Source organism: Micromonospora sp. C31 (assembly GCF_018070575.1).
Classification (GTDB): domain Bacteria; phylum Actinomycetota; class Actinomycetes; order Mycobacteriales; family Micromonosporaceae; genus Micromonospora.
Map to the genome: position 1 here is coordinate 670,937 of NZ_JAGPXN010000001.1, position 24,061 is coordinate 694,997.

The 24,061-nt window shown below is 71.0% G+C and carries 21 protein-coding genes; 11 read left to right on the top strand and 10 right to left on the bottom strand.

The annotated features are described in order from the left end of the window. Positions 1 to 5: 5 nt before the first annotated feature. Together KBX06_RS03120 and KBX06_RS03125 are read right to left on the bottom strand one after the other, a co-directional pair. On the bottom strand, positions 6 to 1,205 hold the full coding sequence (locus tag KBX06_RS03120) for a substrate-binding domain-containing protein (protein WP_210832602.1): 1,200 nt from the start codon (positions 1,203 to 1,205) through the stop codon (positions 6 to 8). Between the two features lie 426 nt (positions 1,206 to 1,631). Beyond that, the gene (locus tag KBX06_RS03125; protein ID WP_307854404.1) at positions 1,632 to 2,030 is read right to left on the bottom strand and encodes a DivIVA domain-containing protein; all 399 of its coding nucleotides are present in this window, start codon (positions 2,028 to 2,030) and stop codon (positions 1,632 to 1,634) included. Positions 2,031 to 2,102: 72 nt separating this feature from the next. On the opposite strand from KBX06_RS03125, the gene KBX06_RS03130 reads away from it, so the two are divergent. Continuing rightward, positions 2,103 to 2,333: a GntR family transcriptional regulator gene (locus KBX06_RS03130; RefSeq protein WP_210832604.1), complete on the top strand. Its 231-nt coding sequence runs from the start codon at positions 2,103 to 2,105 to the stop codon at positions 2,331 to 2,333. 456 nt (positions 2,334 to 2,789) lie between these two features. Here KBX06_RS03130 and KBX06_RS03135 read toward each other — a convergent pair whose 3' ends face one another. Further along, a complete protein-coding gene (locus KBX06_RS03135) occupies positions 2,790 to 3,914 on the bottom strand; it encodes a glycerophosphodiester phosphodiesterase (protein ID WP_210832605.1) in 1,125 nt (374 codons plus the stop codon). A 141-nt stretch (positions 3,915 to 4,055) separates the two neighbouring features. On the opposite strand from KBX06_RS03135, the gene KBX06_RS03140 reads away from it, so the two are divergent. Beyond that, on the top strand, positions 4,056 to 5,390 hold the full coding sequence (locus KBX06_RS03140) for a TrkH family potassium uptake protein (protein ID WP_210832606.1): 1,335 nt from the start codon (positions 4,056 to 4,058) through the stop codon (positions 5,388 to 5,390). Continuing rightward, a complete protein-coding gene (locus KBX06_RS03145; protein WP_247684992.1) occupies positions 5,380 to 6,051 on the top strand; it encodes a TrkA family potassium uptake protein in 672 nt (223 codons plus the stop codon). The genes KBX06_RS03140 and KBX06_RS03145 overlap by 11 nt, the downstream gene beginning before the upstream one ends. Positions 6,052 to 6,062: 11 nt before the next feature. Here KBX06_RS03145 and KBX06_RS03150 read toward each other — a convergent pair whose 3' ends face one another. The 7 genes from KBX06_RS03150 to KBX06_RS03180 all read right to left on the bottom strand — a co-directional run bounded on the left by KBX06_RS03150 (position 6,063) and on the right by KBX06_RS03180 (position 14,813). Further along, positions 6,063 to 7,742: a serine/threonine-protein kinase gene (locus tag KBX06_RS03150; RefSeq protein ID WP_210832607.1), complete on the bottom strand. Its 1,680-nt coding sequence runs from the start codon at positions 7,740 to 7,742 to the stop codon at positions 6,063 to 6,065. Positions 7,743 to 7,812: 70 nt separating this feature from the next. Further along, positions 7,813 to 9,363 (bottom strand): fused MFS/spermidine synthase, encoded by a 1,551-nt coding sequence (locus tag KBX06_RS03155; protein WP_210832608.1) that lies wholly within the window; start codon positions 9,361 to 9,363, stop codon positions 7,813 to 7,815. 36 nt (positions 9,364 to 9,399) lie between these two features. Then, entirely contained in the window at positions 9,400 to 10,443 is a 1,044-nt protein-coding gene (locus KBX06_RS03160; protein WP_210832946.1) for a hypothetical protein, read from the bottom strand. 192 nt (positions 10,444 to 10,635) lie between these two features. Beyond that, a complete protein-coding gene (locus KBX06_RS03165; RefSeq protein WP_210832609.1) occupies positions 10,636 to 11,448 on the bottom strand; it encodes an inositol monophosphatase family protein in 813 nt (270 codons plus the stop codon). Beyond that, positions 11,441 to 11,893, bottom strand: coding sequence for a response regulator (locus KBX06_RS03170; RefSeq protein ID WP_088998277.1), 453 nt, complete (start codon positions 11,891 to 11,893; stop codon positions 11,441 to 11,443). The genes KBX06_RS03165 and KBX06_RS03170 overlap by 8 nt, the downstream gene beginning before the upstream one ends. Continuing rightward, entirely contained in the window at positions 11,890 to 13,638 is a 1,749-nt protein-coding gene (locus KBX06_RS03175) for an ATP-binding protein (RefSeq protein ID WP_210832610.1), read from the bottom strand. The genes KBX06_RS03170 and KBX06_RS03175 overlap by 4 nt, the downstream gene beginning before the upstream one ends. Continuing rightward, complete coding sequence (locus KBX06_RS03180; protein WP_247684993.1) at positions 13,635 to 14,813, bottom strand: PP2C family protein-serine/threonine phosphatase; 1,179 nt, start codon at positions 14,811 to 14,813, stop codon at positions 13,635 to 13,637. The genes KBX06_RS03175 and KBX06_RS03180 overlap by 4 nt, the downstream gene beginning before the upstream one ends. Before the next feature lie 308 nt (positions 14,814 to 15,121). Here KBX06_RS03180 and KBX06_RS03185 point away from each other — a divergent pair, with 308 nt between their 5' ends. From KBX06_RS03185 to KBX06_RS03220, 8 genes are all read left to right on the top strand, one after another. Beyond that, positions 15,122 to 17,497, top strand: coding sequence for a M28 family peptidase (locus tag KBX06_RS03185; RefSeq protein WP_210832612.1), 2,376 nt, complete (start codon positions 15,122 to 15,124; stop codon positions 17,495 to 17,497). A gap of 507 nt (positions 17,498 to 18,004) precedes the next feature. Next, positions 18,005 to 18,832 carry a hypothetical protein gene (locus KBX06_RS03190; RefSeq protein WP_210832613.1) on the top strand — a complete coding sequence of 276 codons (828 nt, stop codon included), beginning with the start codon at positions 18,005 to 18,007 and terminating at the stop codon, positions 18,830 to 18,832. Positions 18,833 to 18,955: 123 nt separating this feature from the next. Further along, a complete protein-coding gene (locus tag KBX06_RS03195; protein ID WP_210832614.1) occupies positions 18,956 to 19,363 on the top strand; it encodes a peptidase inhibitor family I36 protein in 408 nt (135 codons plus the stop codon). Between the two features lie 17 nt (positions 19,364 to 19,380). Further along, positions 19,381 to 19,779 carry a hypothetical protein gene (locus KBX06_RS03200; RefSeq protein ID WP_210832615.1) on the top strand — a complete coding sequence of 133 codons (399 nt, stop codon included), beginning with the start codon at positions 19,381 to 19,383 and terminating at the stop codon, positions 19,777 to 19,779. Positions 19,780 to 19,862: 83 nt separating this feature from the next. Next, complete coding sequence (locus tag KBX06_RS03205; RefSeq protein ID WP_210832616.1) at positions 19,863 to 20,744, top strand: hypothetical protein; 882 nt, start codon at positions 19,863 to 19,865, stop codon at positions 20,742 to 20,744. Further along, positions 20,741 to 22,093: an efflux RND transporter periplasmic adaptor subunit gene (locus KBX06_RS03210; protein ID WP_210832617.1), complete on the top strand. Its 1,353-nt coding sequence runs from the start codon at positions 20,741 to 20,743 to the stop codon at positions 22,091 to 22,093. Before KBX06_RS03205 ends, KBX06_RS03210 begins: the two co-directional genes overlap by 4 nt. Then, the gene (locus tag KBX06_RS03215; protein ID WP_210832618.1) at positions 22,090 to 22,755 is read left to right on the top strand and encodes an ABC transporter ATP-binding protein; all 666 of its coding nucleotides are present in this window, start codon (positions 22,090 to 22,092) and stop codon (positions 22,753 to 22,755) included. Before KBX06_RS03210 ends, KBX06_RS03215 begins: the two co-directional genes overlap by 4 nt. Further along, entirely contained in the window at positions 22,752 to 23,966 is a 1,215-nt protein-coding gene (locus KBX06_RS03220) for an ABC transporter permease (RefSeq protein WP_210832619.1), read from the top strand. The genes KBX06_RS03215 and KBX06_RS03220 overlap by 4 nt, the downstream gene beginning before the upstream one ends. Positions 23,967 to 24,061 lie beyond the last annotated feature (95 nt).

Sequence of the window (24,061 nt, forward strand, 5' to 3'; positions counted from 1 at the left end):
TGTTGTCAGCCCTTCATCGCCACGGTCGGCGGCGCGGACTCGTCCCCGGTCAGCGCCTTCTGGGCGGTGGCCGTGTACGCGGTGCCGCTGCCGGTCAGCTTGGCCTGGAACATCGGCTGGAGCAGGGCGTGGTCCTCGGCGCGGATGGTCATCTTGCCCTTGACCCCGTCGAAGCTCCACCCCTCCAGCGCCTTGATCATCTTCTCGACGTCGTCGCCACCCTCTTCGATGGCGCGGACGACCATCTGCGCGGCGGCGAAGCCGTCCGGGTGGAACAGGTCGACGGTGCCGACCTTGGCCTTCAGCGCCTGCACGGCCTCGTTGTCGGAGGCCCCGTCGAAGTAGTGCGACAGGAAGGAGATCTTGGCGCCGGCGGCGCCGAACGTCGGCCACGAGGCCCGGATGTCCAGGCCGGTGACGACCGTGGTGGAGGAGAGCACGCCCTGCTGGTCGAGCGTCTGCCACATCGCGGGGGCGGTGGTGCCGGCCCAGGCGACGAAGAGCAGGTCCGGCTTGGCGGACTTGATCTGGCTGGCGAACGGGGTGAACTCGGTGGCGCTGGCCGGCGCCCGGACGCTGCTGACGGCCGCGCCCGCACCGCCGATGACGGCCTTCACGGCCGCCTCGTTGGCGTCGCCGAAGGCGCCGTCCTGGGCGAAGACCACGACCTTCTTGCCGGCGGGGTCGCCGATGAACGACTTGGCGGTGACCACGTCCTGGTACGACTGCCGCCCGGAGCGGAACGTGTACTTGTTGGCGCCCGTCACCGCGTCGGTGGCGGCGGGCCCGGAGATGAAGAGGACCTTGTTCTGCGCGGCGATCGGGGCGACCTGGAGGGCAACGCCGGAGGCCGTCGAGCCTGCGATGATCTTGTTGCCCTTGCCGATCAGGTCCTTGGCCGCGGAGACCGCCTTCGCCGGGTCACCGGCGTCGTCGACCTCGGTGACCTCGACGGCCCGGTCGCCCACCTTGTTGGTGCCCTTGGTGGCGAAGTCGAGACCGGCCCTGAATCCCTCGATGTACTGCTTGCCGTAGCTGGCGAGGGCTCCCGACTGGGAGTAGACCAGGCCAACCTTCACCGGGGCAGCGGCGTCACCGCCGCCGGAGGCGGTGTCCTGCGGGCTGCCACAGGCCGTGGCGGCGAGCGCCGCGGCCATCATCGTGGCGGCGGAGAGGAACACCCGCCGCGTCGTCCGGACCGTCATTGCGACTCCACGTGAGGACTCGGAGGTAGGGAACTCATATGACGGCTCACGCTAGAAGTGACGTCACCCACGGGCTATGTGGCCGAAACACACAAGTAGCCAGGATGGGGTGGCCGGAGGTTACAAGGATCACGACGTGGCGGTGACCTCGCGCATCCACCATGGGCGCCCCGGCCATCGACGGAAGTAGTGCTGTGTCGTTCTGCGCCACCGATAACCGCCGAATGCCGTATTCCTCCCGTCGTCCCACCGGCCCCGGGCTGCCCGTCCGGCCGCCGCCCGCACGCCGACCGGCCAACCCCGCCGCGACTCCTTCCGACACCGCCCGTCACGGCCGCTCCAGCGGGACGCAGGGGCCGTCGTGGTCGGCCGGCCGCCCACAGCGACGGCCGTTGTCGAGCAGGCTGTCGCAGAAGACCCGAAGGCTTACGCCCGGGACTGCCAGCTGCGCAGCACCCGCTTGATCCGCGCGTTCTCCTCGGCGACGAGGACGACGTCCCGGCGGGTGGCGGCCAGTTCGGCGGCGACGCGGTGCAGGAACGCGTACACCTCGACCGGGTCGAGCCCTCGTCGCACCGATCGGAACCGGCGGTCGCGAATCTGTGCGGCGGTGAGCGGGCGACCGAAGTCCGACCGGTACCACCCTCCGTTCGGCGGCCGGCTCGGACTCCTCCGCCGGTCCACCCGCCGGAACAAGTCCAGCACGTTACGCACGGGCGCCTCCCCCTCGTTGCTCTGCGCGCACGGCTCGCGCGGCCTGGAAGGCGACCCGGTCCGCAGGTAGGGGATGCGGACCGGGCCGCCGGCCCCACGACCGCAGCCCACATCGGCGGTACGACCCCGGAGCCCTCTTGAGGTCCGAACCCGGAGGCTTGCCGAACCAACCGGAGTTCTCCCATGCCCACAGCAGAAGCCCCATATCGTCAGATCGCCAACGACATCACCGCAAAGATCAAGAGTGGTGAACTCAAACCAGGCGACAAGTTGCCGTCAACCCGAGAGTTGGCAGCGACCTACCAGGTCCACATGAACACCGCCTCGCGAGCGCTCTCGCTCCTGCACGACCGCGAGCTGATCACCGGCCACCCCGGCCGGGGCACCTACGTGGCCGAGCGACCCACCACGTAGCCGTCCAACCCACCCATCCCACCACTTCGCCAGCCCCACCACCCCGCCTGCGAGATCTTGGTAGGCAAGCGCCCCTGGAGGGGCCGTTTCTTGCCAAGATCTCGCAGGCGATCGCCGCTCACACCCCGCAAGTCATCAACAGAGGTGGGCGGCCTCCCCTGCTCTGCCGGCCCGCCCTCACACGTGGGGCAGCTCGACAGCGTCCGCGCAGCCACGCCGACACGCCTGAGTCGTCCGCTCCGGCGCACCTGAATCGTCTGCGACATCAGCTCGACAGCGTCGAGCCGCCATGCCAGCGAGCCGGACGCCAGCACGCCGGACGCCAGCGAGCCGAACGCCAGCGGGCCGGACGCCAGCGGGTGACCTGTCGGGCACCGGCCTGGCACTCCCGCCGAACGGTGCCGGCCCGTCACCCGGGGACAGGGGTGACGGGCCGGCGGTCGGCGGCGGGATCGGTCAGCGCCGGGCGAGGCCCTCCCGGGCGGCGACGGCCGTGTCCGGGTGGTCGGTGAAGACGCCGTCGAGCCCGAGGTTGAAGAACAGCTCGTACTCGGCCTGGATGTCGCCACGGGCGTTCGGGTCGGTGCCGATGCGCAGGTCAGCCGGCAGGAACTGGTTCTCCGCCCGGAACGTCCAGGCGTGCACGATCAGCCGCTGCCGGTGCGCGTCCCGCACCAGGGCGGTCGGGGCGAGCAGCCGGCCGGCGGCGTCCCGCGGGACGATCAGGTTCTTGTTCGCGCCGATGCCGTCGGCGTAGGAGGCGATCCACTTCAGGCCGGCCGGCTTCGCCAGGTCCTGGTAGGTGCGGGCGTCACCGGCGACGGTGAAGTCGTACGGGCGGCCGGTGGCGTCGAGGAGCTGCGCGAGCCTGACGTCGATCATGCGGTCCAGTTTGCGGAGGTTCGCCGTCTCGAACGACTGGATGACCACCGGCGAGTTCCGGCGGGTCAGCCCGTTGCGCCGCAGCACCTCGACCAGCGGCTCCTCCAGCGGCAGCCCGATGGACGCGAAGTAGCTGGGGTGCTTGGTCTCCGGATAGACGCCGATGGTCCGGCCCCGTGCCCGCCCCTCGGCCCGGGCCAGGTCGATGACCTCCTGGAAGGTGGGCACCTCGAACCGGCCGTCGAAGGCGGTGTTGGCGACGCGCACCTTGGGCAGCCGCTCCTTGGCCCGCAGGGTCCGCAGCTCCGCGAGGGTGAAGTCCTCGGTGAACCAGCCGGTGACCGCGACGCCGTCGATGGTCTTCGTCGCCCGGCGGGCGGCGAACTCGGGGCGGGCGGCCACGTCGGTCGTACCGCTGATCTCGTTCTCGTGCCGCGCGACCAGCGCGCCGTCGCGGGTGGCGACCAGGTCCGGCTCGATGTAGTCCGCGCCCTGCCGGATCGCCAACCGGTAGGCCTCCAGGGTGTGCTCGGGCCGGTAGCCGCTGGCCCCCCGGTGACCGATCACGAGGGGTCGGTCCGTCGCCCGGGCGCGCTCGGCGGCGGGCGCCGGGGCGGCCGACGCGGTCAGCGCCGGCACGGCCACGGCCGCCGCGAGCAGGGCGCCGGCCAGGCCGAGGGCGGAAAGGGTACGTCGCAACGCCGTCTCCTTGTCGTCGAGGAATCCGCCTCAGCAGACAGGCCCGGGTTGACGGCGAGTTGGTCGGTGCCTGGCCGGCGGATGAACCCTCGGGATGCCGGTTCCCACACCCGACTCGCAACCAAAAAGGAAGATTGTCTGATGCGTCGGCTCCTTCGTCACCCCGTCCGGCTGGTGCCGGTCGGTTTCCTGGTGACGATCCTGGTCGGCACCGGGCTGCTGATGCTGCCCTGGGCCACCAGCGACCACCGGCACACCCCCTTCCTGACCGCCCTGTTCACCGCCACCTCCGCGGTCTCGGTGACCGGGATGACGGTGGTGGACACCCCGAACTACTGGAACGAGTTCGGCCTCGTGATGATCACGATCCTCACCCAGGTCGGCGGCCTCGGCATCGTGACCGGGGCGACCCTGGTGATCCTCGTGGTGGCCCGGCGGCTGGGGCTGCGCAGCCGGCTGCTGGTGCAGGCCGAGACAGCCGAGTTCGGCATCGGCGACATACGCCGGCTGCTGCTGCACATCGCCGGCCTCGCGCTGGCCTGCGAGGCGGGCATCACCGCGATCCTGACCGCCCGGCTGTGGCTCACCTACGACTACCCGTTCGGCCGGGCCCTCTGGAACAGCGTCTTCCACGCCGTCCAGGCCTTCAACAACGGCGGATTCGCCCTCTACACCGACAGCCTGATCGCCTTCTCGACCGACGCCTGGGTCACTTTGCCGCTCTCGATCGGCGCCATCATCGGCGGGCTCGGCTTCCCGGCGCTGTTCGAGGCCGTACGGGAGTGGCGGCAGCCGACCCGCTGGGCCGTCGCCACCAAACTGACCGTCTGGGGCAGCGTGACGCTGCTGGTGGTGGGCTTCCTCGGCCTGCTGGCCATCGAGTGGGCCAACCCGCGCACCCTGGGCATCTACCCCTGGTCGGACAAGCTCCTCGTGGCGTTCGCCCAGAACGCGTTCACCCGCACCGGCGGCTTCAACGTGCTGGACGTGGCCAGCCTGGAGGAGGAGAGCTACCCCCTGGTCATCGCGCTGATGTTCATCGGCGGCGGCAGCGCCAGCACGGCCGGCGGGATCAAGGTGGCCACCTTCTTCCTGCTCGCCTTCGTCATGTGGGCGGAGCTACGGGGGGAGCCGGACGTGACGGTCGGGCACCGCCGGGTGGCCACCGCCAGCCAGCGGCAGGCCGTCACCATCACGCTGCTCAGCGCCGCCCTGGTCGCCTGCGGCACGGTGGTACTGATCTTCCTCACCGAGGGGGTTCCCCCCTACGCCGCGCTGTTCGAGGTGACCTCGGCGCTCACCACCACCGGCCTCAGCGTCGGGGTCGCCGCGTCGCTGCCGGCGAACGGCCAGATCGCCCTGATCGTTCTCATGTTCGTCGGCCGGATCGGGCCACTGACCCTCGGGTCGGCGCTCGCCCTGAACACCCGGCGGCGGCTGTACCGGTACCCGGAGGAGCAACCCGTTGTCGGCTAGGAGCAAGACGGACGAGGGCAGCGTCGTGGTGATCGGACTGGGCCGGTTCGGGTGCCATCTGTCCGGCGCGTTGACCGCGCTGAAGCACGAGGTGCTGGCCATCGACCGCAACGCGGACCAGGTGCAGCGGTGGTCGGCGCAGCTCGACCGCGTCGTGCAGGCCGACGCCACCGAGGAGGGGGCGCTGCGCCAGCTCGGCGTGGCGGAGTTCGGCCGGGCGGTGGTCGCCATCGGTGCCTCGGTGGAGGCCAGCGTGCTGACGGTGCTGGCGCTGGCCGACCTGGGCGTACCGCAGATCTGGGCACGGGCCACCTCGACGAAGCACGCCAAGATCCTGGACTCGGTCGGCGCGCACCACGTGATCTTCCCCGAGGCGGAGACCGGCGAGCGGGTGGCCCACCTGATCGTCAGCAGGATGCTCGACTTCATCGAGTTCGGCGACGACTTCGCCATCGCCAAGGTCTGCACCCCGGAGACGATGATCGGCCGACCGCTCGGGGACCTGACCCCCACCGAGCGCTACGGGATCCGGGTGGTCGGCGTGAAGCTGCCCGGCGAACGCTTCCGGTACGCCACGGACGCCACCGTGATCACCCCGGGCAGCATGCTGATCGTCGAGGGGGACATCGCGCAGGTGCAACGATTCGCGGAACTCAGCTGACCCCGGCGGGCTCAGTCGTCGTCGTCATCGTCGTCATCGTCGTCATCGTCCCTTTCCGTGTCCCTTTCCTGGCTTACTTTTTTTCCACCACCCGACCCCTTGCCCTTGTCGGAGCTGCCGGACTTGGCCTTCGACCCGCCGGAACTGCCGCCCGAACTCCCGGCGGACGTGCCGGCCTTCTTCGTCGGAGCCTTGGTGGCGGGTGCCTTGCTGGGTGCGACGGCGGGTGCCGCGCCGGCCACCCCGGCGACCTGCGCCCCGCAGGTCTCGTCGCCGAGGCGGAACTCCAGCGGCAGCGGGTTGACGCCGGTGTGACGGCCGGTCAGGGTCAGTTTCTCCGAAGCGCCGGGGGCCAGCGCGGCACGCTCCGGGGCGGGCTCCACGACCACCGTGCGCCCCTGCTGGCGCACCGCGACGGGCGTCGCCTTCGTCACCGTCTGCTGGCCCGGGAAGAGGAAGCTCAGCCGCCAGTCGCGCAGCTCCCGCGTCCCCGTGTTGGTCAGGGTCAGCTCGGCGGCGAAGTCCTTGCCGGAGTCCGTGCGCAGCGTGTAGGCGACCCGGCAGGGCGGCGGTGTCGGTGCCTGGGCGCCCATCCGCGCCTCCGTCGGCTGGTCGATGCCCCCGCTGGCCGGGCTACGGGAGGTGAAACCCCACAACCCCGCCGTCACCGCCACCAGTCCGGCGGCGGCCACCCCCGCCTCGATGCGCCGGCGTCGGGTCGCCGCGCGCCGGTTGCGGGTACGGGAGAACGGCAGCGCGTCGGTCGCGGCGGACCAGGGCAGGATCGTGGTACCGGCGGCGGCCAGCGCGGCCTCGTCCACGGGCCCAGCCGCCGGGGAGACCGGCACCGCGGCGACCATGCCGGCGGCATCGGCGAGCGTCCGGGCGACCTCCGTGGTGGCGGGACGGCCCCCGGGGCGCTTGGTCAGGCAACGACCCACCAGGTCACGCACCTCGTCGGGCAGCCCCGCCACCGGCGGCATCGGCTCCGGGTCGCTGTACATGTGCGCGCGCAGCATCTGCGTGGTGGTGCTCGCCTGCCAGGGCAGCCGGCCGGTGAGCATCCGGTAGAGCAGCAGGCCGACCGCGTACACGTCGGTGGCCGGGGAGACCTGACCGTTGTCGAGCCGCTCCGGGGCGAGGTACGCGGGCGTGCCGAGCAGAGCGCCGTCCGGGCCCTTCTCCTTCTCGCCCACCAGCGCGGAGATGCCGAAGTCGACCACCTTCACGCCGGTGGCCGTCAGCATGACGTTGCCCGGGGTGACGTCGCGGTGCACCACGCCGCGGGCGTGCGCGGTGGCCAGCGCCGAGGTGACCTCCGCGCCGATCGTCACCGCCTCCCGCCAGGGCAGGCTGCCCCGGCGCAACCGGCCGGTCAGCGACTCGCCGTCGACCAGCTCCATGACGACGTACGGCACGGTCAGGCCGACCTGCTCGGACTCGCCGTAGTCGTAGACGTTGGTGATGTTGGGGTGGCACAGCCGGGCGGCGGCCTGCGCCTCGATGCGGATGCGGTGCCGGAACGCGCGGTCGGCGGCCAGCCGCGACGCGAGCACCTTGACCGCCACCTGGCGACCCAGCACCTCGTCGTAGCCGCGCCAGACGACGGACATGCCGCCCGCCCCGAGCTGTTCGATCAGCCGGTACCGCTCACCCAGCAGTTGTGCGCCGTCCCGGTTCGCTCCACCCATGGTGGTCGTTGTTGCCCCCGAGCGCCCCCGCTACACCTCCAGGGTCGGAATCGGTCAGCGATTCATCCGATCAGGCGGTGGCGAGGAGCTGGTCCACGGGCGCGTAGTCGTCGGTAAGCACCAGCGCCTCGCCGACGAACGCGGTGAGGTCGGCGCCCGCCAGCACGGTGGCGTCCTCGGGCAGCTCGGCCAGCCGGGCACGGACCGCCTCCAGCGGCAGCGGGGCGTCGGAGGCGACGATGAGGAAGTTCGAGCCCTCCCGCCCGGCGAGCGCCGCCGCCGGGGCGATGAGCGCGACGTGCCGGAACTCGGCGGCGACGGTGGCCAGCTCGCTGCGGATGAAGCGCAGCGGCGGATAGTCGATGACGTTCTGCACGTAGACGCCGCCGGGGCGGGTCACCCGGCGGACCTCGGCGGCCATCTCCCGGGTGGCGAGGTGCCAGGGCACCACCAGGTGCCCGAACGCGTCGCCGACCACGAGGTCACGGCTGTCGGTGGCCTCCGCGGCGACCAGCAGCCGGGCGTCACCCACCACCGCCCGCAGGTCCGGCCCCTGGCGTACGCCGAGCTGACGCTCGCCCAGCTCCACCAACCCGCCGTCGATCTCGAACACGACATTGTCCGTGCCGGGACGGGTGGCGGTCAGGTAACGGGGCACCGTGAAACCGCCCCCGCCCAGGTGCAGCGCGTCGAGCCGCTGCCCCTTCGGGGCGACCACGTCGGCCACCGCCCCGATCCACCGGGTGTACGCGTACTCCAGGTGGGTGGGGTCGGCGAGGTCCACGTACGAGTGCTGGGCCGAGTTGAGCAGCAGGGTGCGACCGGAGTCCCGGCCGGGATCGGTCTCCACGCTGGCGCAGTGGTAGGCGGTCTCGATGTCGCACGGGTTCGGGGCGACCGTGGTCAGCCCGGCGCCGACGAGGCCGAGCACCGCCAGGGCGGCCTTGGCGCGGGCGGGACCGGGCAGTTCCGCGCGGTCCTGCCGGCGCAGCCACACCCCGAGACCGAGCCCGGTGAGCCCGAGCGAGGTCGCCAGGGCGAACAGGATGACCGTGCTGGGCAGCGCGGCCACCAGCACGAAACCGGTGACCAGGGTGGCCGTGACCGCGCCCAACGTGCCCACGCTGGAGAGCCGGCCGACCACCTGGCCGGTGCGCCGCAGGTCGGCGAGCTGGAGCTTGACCACCAGCGGGGTGACCGCGGCGAGCAGGGCCGCCGGCACGAAGACGGCGAGCGCGACGAGCAGCAGGATGGCCGAGGCCGCCCCGCCGCGCAGCACCTCACCGGCGTACCGGACGACGGGCAGGGTGACCGCGGTGGCGATGCCGGCCAGCACCAGCGCCGGGGCCAGCAGGGCCCTCGGGTTGCGCCGGTCGGCCAGCCAGCCGCCCGTCCACGCCCCGTAGGCGATGGCGGCCAGGGCGATGCCGATGACCGAGCTGGTCACCTGGAGGGTCACCCCGACGTACGGCCCGACCAGCCGCAGCGCGGCGGTCTCCAGCACCAGGACGGCGCCGCTGGAGAAGAAGACCAGGAACGCGGCGAGGCCGTTGGGCAGGGCCCGGGCGGTCGCCGGCGGCGTCGTGGGCGGGACCGTGACGTCGGAGGATGCGGAGCTCACCCGGGCGATGGTACGCAGTGCGACTGGGGCCGCGGGTCAGTACATCGAGAGATGAACGTGGTTCGTGTGGTCGGCGGCGGGGCTGCCGCTGCCGCCGTACGCCCGCCAGCCCGTGCCGGGGTGCCAGATCTGCCGGTACCAGATCACGTAGAGCACGCCGAGCCGGCCGGCGTTGCGCACGTGCCAGGCGGCCAGGCTGTCCCCGTACGACTTGTCCCCGCCGGTGGCGGTCCTGTCCTCGAACCCGCCCGTGGCGGCCGAGAAGTCGCAGGCCCGGCCCTTGGGGTGTTCGCCGGAGCCGCCGCTTCGGTAGCAGGAGACGTGCCGCTTGTAGCCGGCGGCCTGGGTCTGTTTGAGGGCGTTGAGGGTGCGCGGGGTGATGCAGCCGGAGGTGGTCGGGTCGTTCACGGAGCAGGACTCCGACGGCCAGGAGCCGTCCGAGTTGCGGGGGGCCGGCTTCGCCGAGGAGGAACTGGCGCCGCTGAAGCCGCCGCTGCTGCCCGAGCTGACGGCAGCGAGCGCCGCCTCGGCCTCCTTCTTCTTCTTCGCCATCACCGCGACCTGCTTCTGCTGCTCCCGGACCTCGGTGTCGATGGCGATCTTGGCCTGCCGGGCCTGCTCGCGCGCCTCGGTCAGGTCACGCAGCCGCCGGCCGTCGCGCTGTGCCATCAGGTCCAGGCTGGCCGCCCGCTCCAGGAACGCCTCCGGTGACGCGCTGTTGAGCAGCATCGACGTGGGCGTCAGCCGGCCCAGCCGGTAGGACTGGGCGGCCACCTCGCCGACCTGCGCGGTCAGCTCCACCAGCCGGACCTCCAGCGCGCTGAACTGCCCCACCAGCCGCTTCTGTCGGGCCTTGGAGTTGTCGAGCTTCCCCTTGGCCTCGATGTGCGCCTTGGCGGTGGCCTCCAGGGCGTCCCGGAGCTTCTTGGTGCCGCCCTCGTTGGGCTCCGCGTACGCCGGCACGGCACCCCCGCCGAAGAGCAGCGCCACGGCGACGAGCAGGGCGGTCAGCGGGCGGCGGGCACGTCGCCCGGCCGGCGGGGCGGTCAGCGGGCGGCGGCCGTCAGGCCCGGCGGGCATGGTCCTGCGCACGACAGCATCCTTCCGTCGGCCGCCGGCACCGCACGACGGGATGGCGCGGCGGCGACCCCCGCCGGGCGCCGGTCGGCGGCCTGCTGGCGGAGACCGGCGGTCAGGATACCGGACGGAGCGCGCCCGGCCAGGCCCGCGAACACCCGAGCCGTCGAACATCGACCCGGCGTCGCCCCGACGTCACGAAACGTCGAGCAACGCCTCGCGTACCTGCGCCCAGATCTGCTCGCTCGCGGCGACCAGGAGACCGTGACCGTCGTCGCCGGGGCGGTAGTCGGTGCCGTCGAAGCGCCGGGCCACCCCGCCCGCCGCCCGGACCAGCAGGGCGCCCGGGGCATGGTCCCACGGCAGGGTGCGCCAGAAGAGGACGAAGTCCTGGTCCCCGGTCAGCACGTCCAGGTATTCCCGGCCGGCGCAGTGCTGGCCCGGAAGCAGTTCGCCGAGCCGCGCGCCACCCGCCTCGACCAGCGCCCGCGGCGCGGACGGCAGGGCGTGCGACATCGCGGCGCCGCGCACCGCGTCGAGCGCGGGGGCGCGGTCGCCGGTCCACAGCGGCCGGCCGCCGAGCCAGGTTCCCTCGCCGGCCCGCGCGACGGCCAGCGTCCCGGCGAGCGGGTCGAGCACCCAGGCGGCGACGGGTTCGCCGTCGGTCAGCAGTGCCACCATCAGCGCGAACGGCTGCCGGCCGGCGGCGAAGTTCGAGGTGCCGTCGACCGGGTCGACGAGCCACACGTCGCCGGAGCCGTGCAGGTGACCCAACAGGGCCGGGTCGTCGGCGACGGCCTCCTCGCCGACCACCAGTGAGCCGGGGCGCAGCCGGCGCAGGGCCGCCGAGATCACTTCCTCGGCGCGGCGGTCGGCGACGGTGACGAGCTCACCCGGCGCCTTCTCGCTGATGTCGGCGTCGTCGAGCTTGCGGAACAGCGGAAGCACGACCTGGTCGGCGGTCTCGCGCAGCAGACCACCGACGTCGTCGAGCAGGGTGTCAGCCACGCGGCGGCAGCTTCACCACGCTGACGAAGAACTCGTCGATCTGCCGGACCACCGAGATGAAGCGCTCGAAGTCGACCGGCTTCGTCACGTACGCGTTGGCGTGCAACTGGTAGCTGCGCAGGATGTCCTCGTCGGCCTGGGAGGTCGTCAGCACCACGACCGGGATCCGGCAGAGCTGCTCGTCGGACTTGATCTCCTCCAGCACCTCCCGCCCGTCGCGGCGGGGCAGGTTCAGGTCGAGCAGGATCAGGTCCGGCTGCACGACGTCGGCGTACCGACCCTCCCGCCGCAGGTAGGCGAGCGCCTCGGCGCCGTCGGAGACGACGGTCAGCCGGTTGCGGAGCTTGTGCTCCTCGAACGCCTCCTGGGTCATCAACACGTCACCCGGATCGTCCTCCACCAGCAGGACCTCGATCGGGCTCTTGCCGTCCGCCGGCGCGGTCATCCCACCGTCTCCCTCATGTCACCCGTTCTACCGCGCTCCGGTCCCCCGTCGGGCCCGTCCGTGGTCTCCGTCTCGTCGTCGCGTCCGCCGGCCTGCGCCGGAGTGCCGCCCGTCCCGGCCTCGGCGGCGGGCTCGTCGCCGTCCCCGGTCGTGGGCTCGCCGGTCGCCGCCTCGTCCGCCGCGGAGGTTGCCGCCTCGACGTCCTCGGGCAGCGCCGGAAGGGTGAAGCGGATCGCGGTGCCCTCCTCGGTGCCGGTGTCCACCCAGACCCGGCCACCGTGGTATTCCACGATCTTCTTGACGATCGCCAGCCCGATCCCGGTGCCCGGGTACGCGTCCTTGGCGTGCAGCCGCTGGAAGATGACGAAGATCTTGTCGGCGAACTCCGGCTCGATCCCGATGCCGTTGTCCTGGCAGCTGATCTCCCACTCGTCGCCCACGAGGCGGGCCGACACGTGCACCTTCGGGGACACGTCGGGGCGGCGGAACTTCACCGAGTTGCTCACCAGGTTGGCCAGCAGGTTGGTCAGCAACGGCTCCTCGCCGCGGATGACCGGCAGCTCGCCCCAGGTCAGCTCCGCGTCGGCGTACTGCCGGGCCGCCTCGGTCTGGCCCGCCACGTCGCCCATGACCTCGTTCATGTCGACCTCGGTGAAGCCGGTGGTGAGCCGGCCGATCCGGGAGAAGGCGAGCAGGTCGTTGATCAGGCGCTGCATCCGCTGCGCGCCGTCGACCGCGAACGCGATGTACTGGTCGGCCCGCTCGTCCAACTGCCCCGCGTAGCGGCGCTGCAGGAGCTGGCAGAAGCTGGCCACCTTGCGCAGCGGCTCCTGGAGGTCGTGCGAGGCGACGTACGCGAACTGCTCCAGGTCACGGTTGGACCGGGTGAGTTCCTCGGCCTGCTTCTGCAGCTGGCTGTTGACCCACTCGATGCGCTCCCGGGCCTCCCGTACCTCGGCCAGGTCCTTGGCGATCTTGCGCCGCATCGCGTCCACGTCCTCGGCGAGCCGGAGGAACTCGGGTGGGCCGGTGCCGGCGATGCCGTGCTGGTAGTCGCCCTCGGCCACCTCGCGGACCTGGTCGGCGAGGCCGGTCAGCGGACGGATCACCATCTTGTCCAGGGAGACCAACAGCATGCTGCCGGCGACCACCACCACCGCGACGGCGATGATCAGCAGGATGACCAGCAGGTTGCTGGTCCGCCGGACGTCCTCGGCGCTCTGCTGCCGGGCCTCGAAGATCTCGAACTGGAGGCTGTCCAGCGCGCCACGGACCTCCTCGAACTGCATCCGGGCCTGGTCGGTGATGAGCGCCTGCGCCGCGTCGGTGCCGTTCCGTTGCGTCGCGGTGACCACGGGCACCGCCACCGCCTGGCGCCACTCCTCGGCCCGCTGCTCGACCAACCGGAGCTCCTGCCGGATGTCCGGGTAGTCGCCGAGCAGCCGCTCCATCGAGGCGACCAGGTCCTGCTCCCGCTTCCGCCCGGCCTCGTACGGCGCCAGGTCGGCCGGGTTGCCGCTGACCGCGTAGCCGCGCACCGCCGTCTCCTGGTCCAGCAGCGCGTTCAGCACCTCCTGCGCCTGCACCCGCAGCGGCCCGGTCCTGTTCAGGATCGCGTCGATGTGCGTCCGGTTCTGCGCCGCCACGGCCACCGCGCCGCCCGCCAACCCGATCAGGAAGACGGCGACGACGGTCAGCAGCGTGACGACCCGCTGACGCAGCGTCCACTCGCGGATGCCCGTCACCGGCCACCACCCCGACTGACCAGCAGCATGGCGACGTCGTCGGAGAGCGGACCGCCATTTATCTGCTCGGCACGCCCGACCAGCCACGCCGGCAGCTCGGCCAGCGGCACGGCGAGGGTCGCCGGGTCGGCGAGCAGTCCACTGAGGCCCGGCACGTCGAGGCGCTCGTCGCCCTCGCCGATCCGGCCCTCGATCAGGCCGTCGGTGTACATCAACAGGGACCAGTCATCGGTTTCGAACTCCAGGTCGTAGGCCACGGGCCGGCGGGGTCGTACGCCGAGCAGCAGGCCACCGGGTGCCGGAACCGGCGCCACCTTGCCCCCGGCGAGCAGCAGTGGCGGCGGGTGCCCGGCCAGCCGGACGGTGGCCCGGTTGGCGTCCAGGTCCAGCCGCACGGTGGCGACGGTCGCGAAGATCTCCTGGAGCCGGCGCTCACTCATCAGCACCTGCTCCAGCGCCGGGAGCACCTCGTCGTCGGGCACGCCGGCGAGGATCAACGCCCGCCAGGCGACCCGGAGTTCGACGCCGAGGGCCGCCTCGTCCACGCCGTGCCCGCAGACGTCGCCGACGATCAGGTCGAGCCGGTCGGGCCGGGTCTGCACCACGTCGTAGAAGTCGCCGCCGATCAGGGCGGCGTGCCGGCCCGGCCGGTAGAAGGTGTGCACCGCGACCACGTCGGTGGTCATCAGCGGCTGGGGCAGCAGGCCCCGTTCGAGGCGGGCGGACTCGGCCTGGCGCAGCTCGACCTCGCGCAGCCGCCGCGCGTTCTCGTCGGCGCGCTTGCGTTCCACCGCGTAGCGCAGCGCCCGGGTCAGCAGCACCCCGTCGACCTGGCCCTTGACCAGATAGTCCTGGGCGCCCTCGGCGACCGCGACGATGCCGAGGTGCTCGTCGGAGCGGCCGGTCAGCACGCAGACCGCGGCGCCGCTGGCCATCTCCAGCACCTGGCGCAGCCCGTCGAGGCCCTGTGCGTCGGGCAGGCCCAGGTCGAGCAGGACGCAGTCGACGCCCGTCACGCGCTGCCGGGCCTCGCTGAGGCTGGTCGCCACGAGCAGGTCGATCATCGAGTTGGTCTCGGCGAGCAGCTCACCGACCAGGAAGGCGTCGCCCTCGTCGTCCTCGACCAGCAGCACCCGCAGCCGCTCGCCGGGAGGCAGGTTGGGATGACGTCCCATGCCGCCGTGCGGATACGGCACGACGGAGGAACCGGCCAGGCCGGTTCCCCGGTACGGCCGGGTCACCGCCGCGAGACGCGGGAGATCGCTGGTGATGTCGGGCTCCTTCCGAGTGCCCTGCTGATCCTGTATTAGACAACGTTCGCACACAACACGGCGGGCTCCGCATGCGCGGGGCCATGGGTCGGATCACTGCGCGGCGAGGGGCAAAGCGGACGAGAGGGCCCAGGCCCGCCACCGGGGAGTCCCGCTGACGGCCGCCGGGGTGCAGGATGGTGCCCACCCGAGACCCGTACCGAGGAGACCCCGTGGGCGCACCCCCCACCAGCCCCGCCGACCGCGCGCTGGCCCGGCCCCGTCGCCGGCTGGCCGCCGCCGTGGCGGCGCTCGCCGCGCTCGCCGCCGTGGGCGCCGGCACCCTGCTCGACCTGCGCACCCCCGCACCGCGCCCGGCCGACGCGCCGCCGGGCGAGTTCAGCGCCGCCCGGGCGTACGAGCACGTCCAGGTCGTCGCCGCGCGCACGCACGTGGCGGGCAGCCCGGCGAACGACCAGGTCCGCGCCCACGTCGAGGGGGTGCTGCGCGGCCTCGGTCTGGAGGTCGGGGTGCAGGACACCGTCGCGCCCGAGGCCGGCCAGCTCAGCGGGGCGGCCGGCGGGGCCACCCTGGCCCGGGTACGCAACGTGGTGGCCCGGCTGCCCGGCACCGACCCGACCGGGGAGGTCTTCCTCGTCGCGCACTACGACTCGGTGCAGTCCGGCCCGGGCGGCAACGACGACGCCGCCGGCACGTCGGCCATCCTGGAGGTGGCCCGCGCACTGGCCGCCGGCCCCCGGCCGCGCAACGACATCGTCTTCGTGCTCACCGACGCCGAGGAGGCGTGCCTGTGCGGGGCGGCGGCGTTCGCGTCCAGCCATCCGCTGGCCGCCGACGGCGGCGTGGTGCTCAACCTGGAGGCGCGCGGCTCCACCGGTCCCGTGATCATGTTCGAGACGTCGCGGGACAACGCCGCCCTGGTGGACGCCTTCGGGCGGGCCGCCCCGCACCCCGTGGGCACCTCGTTCGCCGTGGAGATCTACCGCGCGCTGCCCAACGACACGGACTTCACCGCGTTCCTCGACAACGACTTCGTCGGGCTCAACTCGGCGTACATCGACGGCGGGGCGATCTACCACACCCCGCTGGACACCCCCGCCGCCATGGACCGGGCCAGCCTCCAGCACCACGGCGACAATGCCCTCGGCCTCGCCCGCGAGTTCGGCCGGGTCGACCTCAAGGCGCTGGACTCCGGGCACGACGCCACCTACTTCCCGGTCCCGGGCGGGCTGGTCCGCTACCCCGGCTGGCTGGTGCTGCCCCTGGCACTGGTGGCGCTCGCCGCCGTGGCGGCCCTCGGCTGGCTCGCCCTGCGCCGGGGCCGTACCACCGGGGGCCGGCTCGCCGCCGGGTTCGGGCTGGCGCTGCTGCCGCTCGTACTCGCCCCGCTCGGCGCGCAGCTGCTCTGGGCGGCGGTCACCGCGCTGCGGCCCGGCTACGCCGAGCTGCTCGACCCGTACCGGCCGACCTGGTACCGGCTGGCCGTGGTGGCGCTCGCCGCCGCCGTCCTGTTCACCTGGTACGCGCTGACCCGCCGCCGGGTCGGGCCGGCCGCGCTCGCCATCGGCGCGCTGGGCTGGCTGGCCGTGCTCGGCGTACTGCTCGCCGTGCTGGTGCCCGGCGGGGCGTACCTGGTCACCCTGCCGGCCCTGGCCGGCGCGTTGGCCGGGCTGGTCGCGCTGAGCGTGCGGATCGACGGCCCGTGGCCGGTGGTCGCGGCGACCCTGGCCGCCGCGGTGGCCGTGGTGATCCTGCTGCCCACCGTCGTACTGCTCTTCCCGGCGCTCGGCATGGCGATGGGCGGAGTCGCGGCGCTGGTCGCGGTGCTGCTCGGCCTGGCCGCGCTGCCGGTGGTCGACCTGCTGCACCCCCAGGCCGGCGGGCAGCGCGGGATGTCCGCCCTGCGCGCGCGCCGGTTCGGCGCGCTGCCGGCCGCCGCCACCGCCCTGGCGGCCGTGGTACTGGCCGGGGTCGGGTTCGCCGTCGACCGCTTCGACGCCGCGCACCCCGCGCCCACCCACCTGATGTACGCCCTCGACGCCGGCACCGGGCAGGCCCGCTGGCTCAGTCACGAGGAGGATCCGCAGCCCTGGACCGACGGCTACGTCGACGGGGTGACCGAGGTCGCCGACTTCCCCGGCCTGGGCGACGCCGAACTGCGCGCCGGCCCGGCGCAGGCGGCGAACCTGCCGGCCCCGAAGCTGGAGGTGCTCGCCGACACCACCGCCGGCGCGGAGCGCACCCTGCGCCTGCGGCTCGTCCCCCAGCGCCAGGTCCGCCTCACCACGCTGCACGTGGAGGCCGCGACGGCGACGGTGCTGCGGGCGGAGGTGGCCGGCCGTACGGTGCCGGTGGAGGCCCCGGAGGGCCGCTGGGGCTTCGGCCTGGTCTTCCACGCCCCGCCGCCGGAGGGGATCGAGGTGACGCTGACCGTCACGCCGAAGGCCGGGCAGGTGGCGCTGCGCGCCATGGACGCCAGCGACGGCCTGGACACCCTGCCCGGCTTCCGGCCGCGTCCGCCCGGCGTGGGGATCGTGGGCTCGCACAGTTCGGAGATGCTGGCGGTGGCCCGCACCTATCCGCTCTGACCGGCGTACGGCGGTGCGGGCCACCGTGGGAAGCGACCTTCGGCCGGCACCGTCTCCCCGCCCGGTGCCACCCGTCCAGACGGGATTCCTCGCGCCGCCACGCCAGAAGTCGACGTTATGCCTGTGAGCCGTCGGGCATCCGGGCCCATCGAGCCAGCCGCCGATCCGACTCCTCCCCGAAAAGCTCTATGTGCCTCCGAGTTCTCGGGCATCGCCAATCAGCAACGTACGAGGTCACGCTGAAGGATCGGCTTATGTCACGAGCATCAGCCACACCACGCATCGTAGAACTTCCATTGACAGAAGCCGAACTGGAGTGAAGACTCATCACCATCACTATCACGGGGGATGGTGTCAGATGTGTTTTGGCAGGGTAAACGTCGTGCTCACCCAGGTGCGCCCAACATGGCACGCACCCCGGGCCGTCCCCCCACATCAAAGGGGACAAGATTGAGTAAACGGTCAAAGCTGCTACGTGGCGCGGTCGCGACACTGGCCTTCGGTCTCATGGCAACCGCACTGTCCGGCACTTCAGCCAGTGCCTCGCCCCACTCGGAGACGAACTCGAACGGGTCGGCGATGTGCGCCCTGCCGATGTCCGTCCGGGCTCCTCTGGCGGCCGCACTGCCGACCGACGAGAATGCGCAGGCCGATGCGCTGAACACCGCCGTGATCAGGATGCGGCAGGCGGGTAGGAGTCAGGCCTGGATCGACCGGGCGCTGAGCAGGGACTACGGGTTGGATCTGGTGGGTGAAAGGCCGGAGCCGGGGGTTTCCCCCTTCATCACCCAGCCCAGCAATCTCAGCGTGCCGGCACCGTCAATCTACCGTGACACCTGCACCGGCAAGTACAGCGTCTTCGCCTACTGGAACTGGAACAGCATCCCGCGGCTCAAGGAGGATGCCAACAGTTGCAGCAACTGCGCCGTCGGCGGGTACGACGTCATGGGCATCAGTCTGACTCGGGACGTGAGCGACCCCGGCGGCTATTCGGCCCAGAGCTGGGGTGCCACCAACGTGTATCCGCCAGCAGCCCGCAACATCGGGGACACCAGCAATCACGGCTTCGCGATGCAGGCGCAGGACCGGTTCTGCAAGGGCGGAACCTGCTCCGCGGACGACTACAACATGTACCACGGGCAACTGGTGATGGGAATCGACTCCCCGGGCTGCGGTGCACTCACCGCCCATTCGAAGTACGGCCACTCCCGGACCGGGGCGACGTTGAGCGGTGTCAGCGTCGGCTTCGACTCGATCGGCATCAGCTGGAGCAACAACAACTACGCCTGGGAGAAGGCGAACGCGCAGGCGTCCAACACGGTCTACCCCTGCTGATCGCCGCTCCACCGGCTCAGCAGGGCACCTGTTCCCGCCGGCAGTCGTGGCAGCCTGCCGGCGGGAGCAGTCCCTCAAGCAGCACGGCGCATCGCCGAGAGCAGCGCCGTGGACAGATCGGACGTGACCGTGAACACAAGCAGATCAGTCACCCGGCCACTTGGTGCGATCGCCCTGGTCGCAGGCTTGGCACTGGGCTCGGCAGCGGTCCAGGCAGGGCCCGCATCGGCCAACGACGGCGTCTGTGGACCCGGCGACCTTTGCCTTTACGAGAACACGCTCTTCGGTGGTGGCCGCTGGGACGACAGCGGCTACGTGTCCGACTACACCAGCGGCCACAAGTGGTGGGGCACGACCCGCACGGTGCAGGACGCGGCCAGTTCAGCCAAGAGCAAATACAGCTTCTGGACCGCCTACGTGTGGGAGCACTCGTTCTACCGAGGCGACTACGTCCCCGTACCGCCGGGCGGACAGGTAAGCGTCTTCGCCGACTTCGGCATGGAAAACAAGGCCAGTTCCAACAACTACTGACCATCGGGAGAACAACAATGGCAGTAATCGACATGCCGTTCAACCGCCTGCGTGCTGCCGTCTTGGCGCTCGGGATCACGTTGGGCGGTCTTGCCGTGACCGCTACACCGGCAATGGCCAACGACGGCACGTGCGGTTCCGGGGACCTGTGCCTGTCCGAGCACACCAGTCACGGCGGTGGGCAGTGGGATGTCTTCGGCGCGGTCATGAACTACGACAGCGGCGAGCGTTGGTGGGGCACCACCCAGTCGATCAACGATCAGGCCAGTTCGGCCCGTAACAAGCGGTCCACCGCATACGGCATCTGCGAGAACTCCTGGGGTCGGGGATCGTGCGTCTACATCGGAGGCAATTTCGAGATCAAGAATCTTTCCGACTACGAGATGAACGACAAGGCTAGTTCCAACATCTGGTAATCGCCCAGTCCGACGATCGTCACCTTCGTCGGCTTCCCGGCAACGGGATGCCGACGAAGAACGTCATGCCCGAAGGATCGGTAATGAAGCGCCGTGTCAAGCTGCTGATCGCTGCCCTGCTGGCCGCGAGCGCAATTTCCGCCACCGCCTGCGGCAACCCGGTCACCGCCGAGGCGGAAGGGGAACCACCAGTCGTTGACATTCCTTCTGACGTCGACCTGCAAACTTACGTGCTGCCGCTCGATGCCTACATCTTCAGCCTGAAGGATCATCGAATCCTCGACCGGGCCAGGGCGATCATCACGACAGCATGCCTCGAACGCTTCGGGTACCGGGTGGCGGTCCCACAGATTCCGGAACCGTTGCAGAGCAAGAACGCCGAGCGCTACGGAATCGTCGACATCGGCAAGGCCAAGCGCTTCGGCTACCACCCCGACCCACTTCTGATTTCGAACAGGCCCGTCGAACCGGAGTTACCGGCCGGCGCCTACGCGGTCATGCACGGCGAGGTTTCCACCAGCACCGGAACGCAGGTACCGGAAGGTGGCTGCCTCGGCGAGGCCCGACGCCAGATCAAGTCAGTGGAACAGGACCGGATGGCACCGGCCTACGCGCTCGCAGGGGAGTCGTCCAGGAAGGCGAGGAACGACAGCCGGGTGACAGCCGCCCTGGGGCAGTGGGCGGCCTGCATGGCTCAGCGGGGTTACCAGTACACGGACCCGCTCAAGGCGAACGATGACAACCGATGGCAGGAGAAACCATCGGCAACGACCGACGAGATCCAGGTCGCCGTCGCTGACGTGGAGTGCAAGAGGGCCACGAACCTTGTCGGGGTCTGGATCTCGGTCGAGAGTGCTTATCAGGAGCGCGCGGTCGAGAAGAACAGCGAGTCACTCCGCGAACTGAAGACGATCATGGATCGAGAGTTACGTAACGCAGCCACTGTGTCGGCCGGCGCCCGATGACCAGCGAAGCTGTACCGGAAACCTCGATGCGCCGCCGCCGCCTGCTCCTCACGACCGTCAGCACCGCTTCCGCCCTGCTGATCACCCTGGGCTTCTTCGGCGCCAAGTACGTGAAATCGCCCGCCGAGCAGCGGGCGAACGCGGCGCCACCCCAAGCGACACTGCTGACCGCAGAGGTCGAGCGGCGGGTGCTGACCCGGACACTGGTGGTACGGGGGACCGTCACCGCCGCTCAGCGGATCGAGGTCACGCCCGTCGTCCTCGGGACACTCGCCCAGGTCCTGACGCGGGTGAACGTGACACCAGGAGAGAAGGTTGCCGCCGGAGACGTCCTGCTCGCGGTCTCCGGCCGGCCGCTCATCGTCTTTCCGGGAAAGGTGCCGGGCTACCGGGACCTGAAGCCCGGCGACCACGGCGAAGACGTCAGACAACTGCAGGTCGCCATGAGGTCGCTCGGCCACTACCACAACGGTGACCGCGCTGGTTTCTTCGGCGCACGGACCAAGGCGGCCGTCCGGAGCCTGTACGCCGAGATCGGATATGACGTTCCGGACACCGGCGGCCCAGGTGGAGCCGGCGACGAGGAAGCCCTGCTGGCTGCCAGCGAAGCGGTGGAAGGTTCACGAATCGAACTCGACGCCGTACGGCGTCGAATCGCCGCTGGTCAGAAGGTCGCCGCCGCGGAGGAGCCACTGAGCCAACAGCGGCGGCGGCTCGAAGCGGGATTGCGCCGGGCGACCGAGCGGCATCGGGACCTCGTCGCACGCACCGGTCCGATGGTGCCGATGGCCGAGTTCATCTTCATTCCCAACCTCCCGGCGCGGGTGGTGGATGTTCCCACCACCGTCGGCAACGCCGTCACCGCCCCGCTGATCACCTTGGCGACCGGGCAACTGAAGGTGTCCCTGAAGTTGCGTCCCGATGAGGCCGCCTTGCTGAGACCCGGCATGACGGCACAGGTGATCTCCGAGACACTCGGCGAGGAGACACGCGGCACGGTCACCTCCGTGGGCCGCCTGACTCCCAGCACCGCGGAGTCCGGTGGCGGCTCTCCGTACCACCCCGTGGAATTGCGGCCGGCACGACCGTTGTCGGCCTCGTGGGCGGACCTGGATGTGCGGGTGACGATCACCGCCGCCCAGACCGAGACCCCCGTCCTGCTGGTGCCGCTGTCGGCGATTTCGGCGGGGGCGGGTGGACAGGCCGCCGTCTCGGTTCGGGGCCCATCGGGAGAGATACAGCGCGTCGAGGTGCGGGCGGGGGTGTCCGGGGACGGATTCGTCGCGATCACCCCGTTGAAGGCGCCGGTATCGGAGGGCGACCGCGTCGTGGTGAGTGGGCAGCCATGACACCCGTGATACGACTCGTCGACGCCTGCCGCACCTTCCCGGGCCCGCCACCGGTGCAGGCCCTGCACCCGGTGAACCTGACGGTCGAGCCGGGCACCTACCTGACGGTGGTGGGGCCGTCCGGATCCGGCAAGTCTACGTTGCTCAACATCCTCGGCCTTCTCGATCGGCCGTCGGCAGGCGTCTACGAGTTCGAGGGCGCGGACGTCAGCGAGCTGAACGACAGGTCACGGACCGCAATCCGCGCCCATCAGGTCGGATTCGTGTTCCAGTCGTTCCACCTGATGCCCCTTCGCACCGCCACCGAGAACGTGGCACTGGCCCAGCTGTACGCCGGGGCCGGGCGCCGCCAGCGAATGCTCGACGCCGGCATTGCCCTTGAGCGTGTCGGCCTGGGCCACCGGCGCTCCTCGCTGTCCAACACCATGTCCGGAGGCGAGCGACAACGGGTGGCCATCGCACGCGCGATCGTGCACCGGCCGAGCCTCCTGCTCTGCGACGAGCCGACAGGCAATCTCGACACGGCTACCGCCGACGGTGTTCTCGACCTACTCGATGAACTGCACCGCGACGGCATGACTCTGGTGGTCATCACGCACGCGTCCGAGGTCGCCGCCCGCGGCCAACGGACAGTCACGATCCGCGACGGCCGCCTGTCATGACGCTGCGGTCCCGGATCAGTTGGCGAGATCTTGGTGCCGAGGCGCTGGCCGGGTTGCTGCAACGACCGGGCCGGTCGGCGTTGACCGCCCTCGGCACAGTATTGGGCGTCAGTGCCTTCGTCGCGGTGCTCGGCATCACCGGCACCGCCGGGAACCAGATCGACGAGCGGTTCACGGCTCTGGCGGCCACCCAGGTGGTGGTGGAGGATGTCGGTCCCCCTGACATGCCCGCGTCGGAGGGATCCTTCGGACCCGACTCGTCGGCCAGGGTGCAGGCGCTCAACGGGGTCGTACACGCCGGTGTGTGGTGGCCCGTCCCGGCCAAGAAGCCCAGCATCAGCGCCGCCTACGGGGTGGTCACCGGCACGGAGGACCTGAGGTTCCTCGCCGTGGAGGACGGGGCGCTGTCCGCGACGCATCCGAAGCTCCAGCAGGGACGCCTCTACGACCGCTTCCACTCCGAGCGCGGGGAACGCGTGGCGGTGCTGGGTGCCGTCGCTGCGTCGAGACTCGGGGTCACACGCCTCGACGGCCAGCCTGCGGTGTTCGTCGACGAGCGGCCCTATACCGTGATCGGGATCGTCTCCGAGGTGGATCGGCTCCCGGAGGCACTGTTCAGCGTGATGATCCCCCTCAGCACGGCCGAGTCCGACTACGGAATGCCGGAACAGGCGGCGGCCAAGATGCTGATCGAGACGCGACTGGGGGCGGCGACGGTGGTGGCGGAGCAGGTTGCGGTAGCGCTACGGCCGGAGGCGCCTGAGCGCTTCCGCGTCATTTCCCCGGTCAGCCCACGCAGCCTGCACGACAGTGTGCTGGGAGACGTCAATCTGCTGTTCGTTCTGCTCGCCACGATATCGCTGGTGATCGGTGCTTTCGGCATTGCGAACACGACCCTGGTCGGAATCCTGGAACGAACGTCGGAGATCGGTCTACGGCGCTCGTTGGGGGCACGAAGGTGGCACATCGGAGCCCAATTCATCATGGAGTCCACGATCCTCGGACTGCTCGGCGGACTCGTCGGCACAAGCCTTGGCGTCATCACCGTTGTGATAGTTTCTCTCGCACAGCAGTGGACGGCCGTCATCGCACCCTGGATCATATTTCCAGCTCCCCTGGTAGGCGCCGCAGCAGGCTTGGTCGCAGGCATCTATCCCGCGTGGCGGGCGGCGGCAACTGAGCCCGTCGAGGCACTTCGTAGATTGGGTTGACATGAGAATTCGACGCCGGACTACAACTGCCGCTCTGTTGCTCGCCGCGTTAGGACCGGTTCTCGGGGGGTGCGCGGGCGACGACGACCCAGGCA

Excerpts from the sequence above, each read along its gene's own strand:
- KBX06_RS03160 (WP_210832946.1), bottom strand. The coding sequence starts at position 10,443 with ATGCCCGCCGGGCCTGACGGCCGCCGCCCGCTGACCGCCCCGCCGGCC.
- KBX06_RS03120 (WP_210832602.1), bottom strand. The coding sequence starts at position 1,205 with ATGACGGTCCGGACGACGCGGCGGGTGTTCCTCTCCGCCGCCACGATG.
- KBX06_RS03205 (WP_210832616.1), top strand. The coding sequence starts at position 19,863 with ATGAAGCGCCGTGTCAAGCTGCTGATCGCTGCCCTGCTGGCCGCGAGC.
- KBX06_RS03220 (WP_210832619.1), top strand. The coding sequence starts at position 22,752 with ATGACGCTGCGGTCCCGGATCAGTTGGCGAGATCTTGGTGCCGAGGCG.
- KBX06_RS03210 (WP_210832617.1), top strand. The coding sequence starts at position 20,741 with ATGACCAGCGAAGCTGTACCGGAAACCTCGATGCGCCGCCGCCGCCTG.
- KBX06_RS03215 (WP_210832618.1), top strand. The coding sequence starts at position 22,090 with ATGACACCCGTGATACGACTCGTCGACGCCTGCCGCACCTTCCCGGGC.
- KBX06_RS03130 (WP_210832604.1), top strand. The coding sequence starts at position 2,103 with ATGCCCACAGCAGAAGCCCCATATCGTCAGATCGCCAACGACATCACC.
- KBX06_RS03140 (WP_210832606.1), top strand. The coding sequence starts at position 4,056 with ATGCGTCGGCTCCTTCGTCACCCCGTCCGGCTGGTGCCGGTCGGTTTC.
- KBX06_RS03170 (WP_088998277.1), bottom strand. The coding sequence starts at position 11,893 with ATGACCGCGCCGGCGGACGGCAAGAGCCCGATCGAGGTCCTGCTGGTG.
- KBX06_RS03200 (WP_210832615.1), top strand. The coding sequence starts at position 19,381 with ATGGCAGTAATCGACATGCCGTTCAACCGCCTGCGTGCTGCCGTCTTG.
- KBX06_RS03180 (WP_247684993.1), bottom strand. The coding sequence starts at position 14,813 with ATGGGACGTCATCCCAACCTGCCTCCCGGCGAGCGGCTGCGGGTGCTG.
- KBX06_RS03190 (WP_210832613.1), top strand. The coding sequence starts at position 18,005 with ATGGCAACCGCACTGTCCGGCACTTCAGCCAGTGCCTCGCCCCACTCG.
- KBX06_RS03150 (WP_210832607.1), bottom strand. The coding sequence starts at position 7,742 with ATGGGTGGAGCGAACCGGGACGGCGCACAACTGCTGGGTGAGCGGTAC.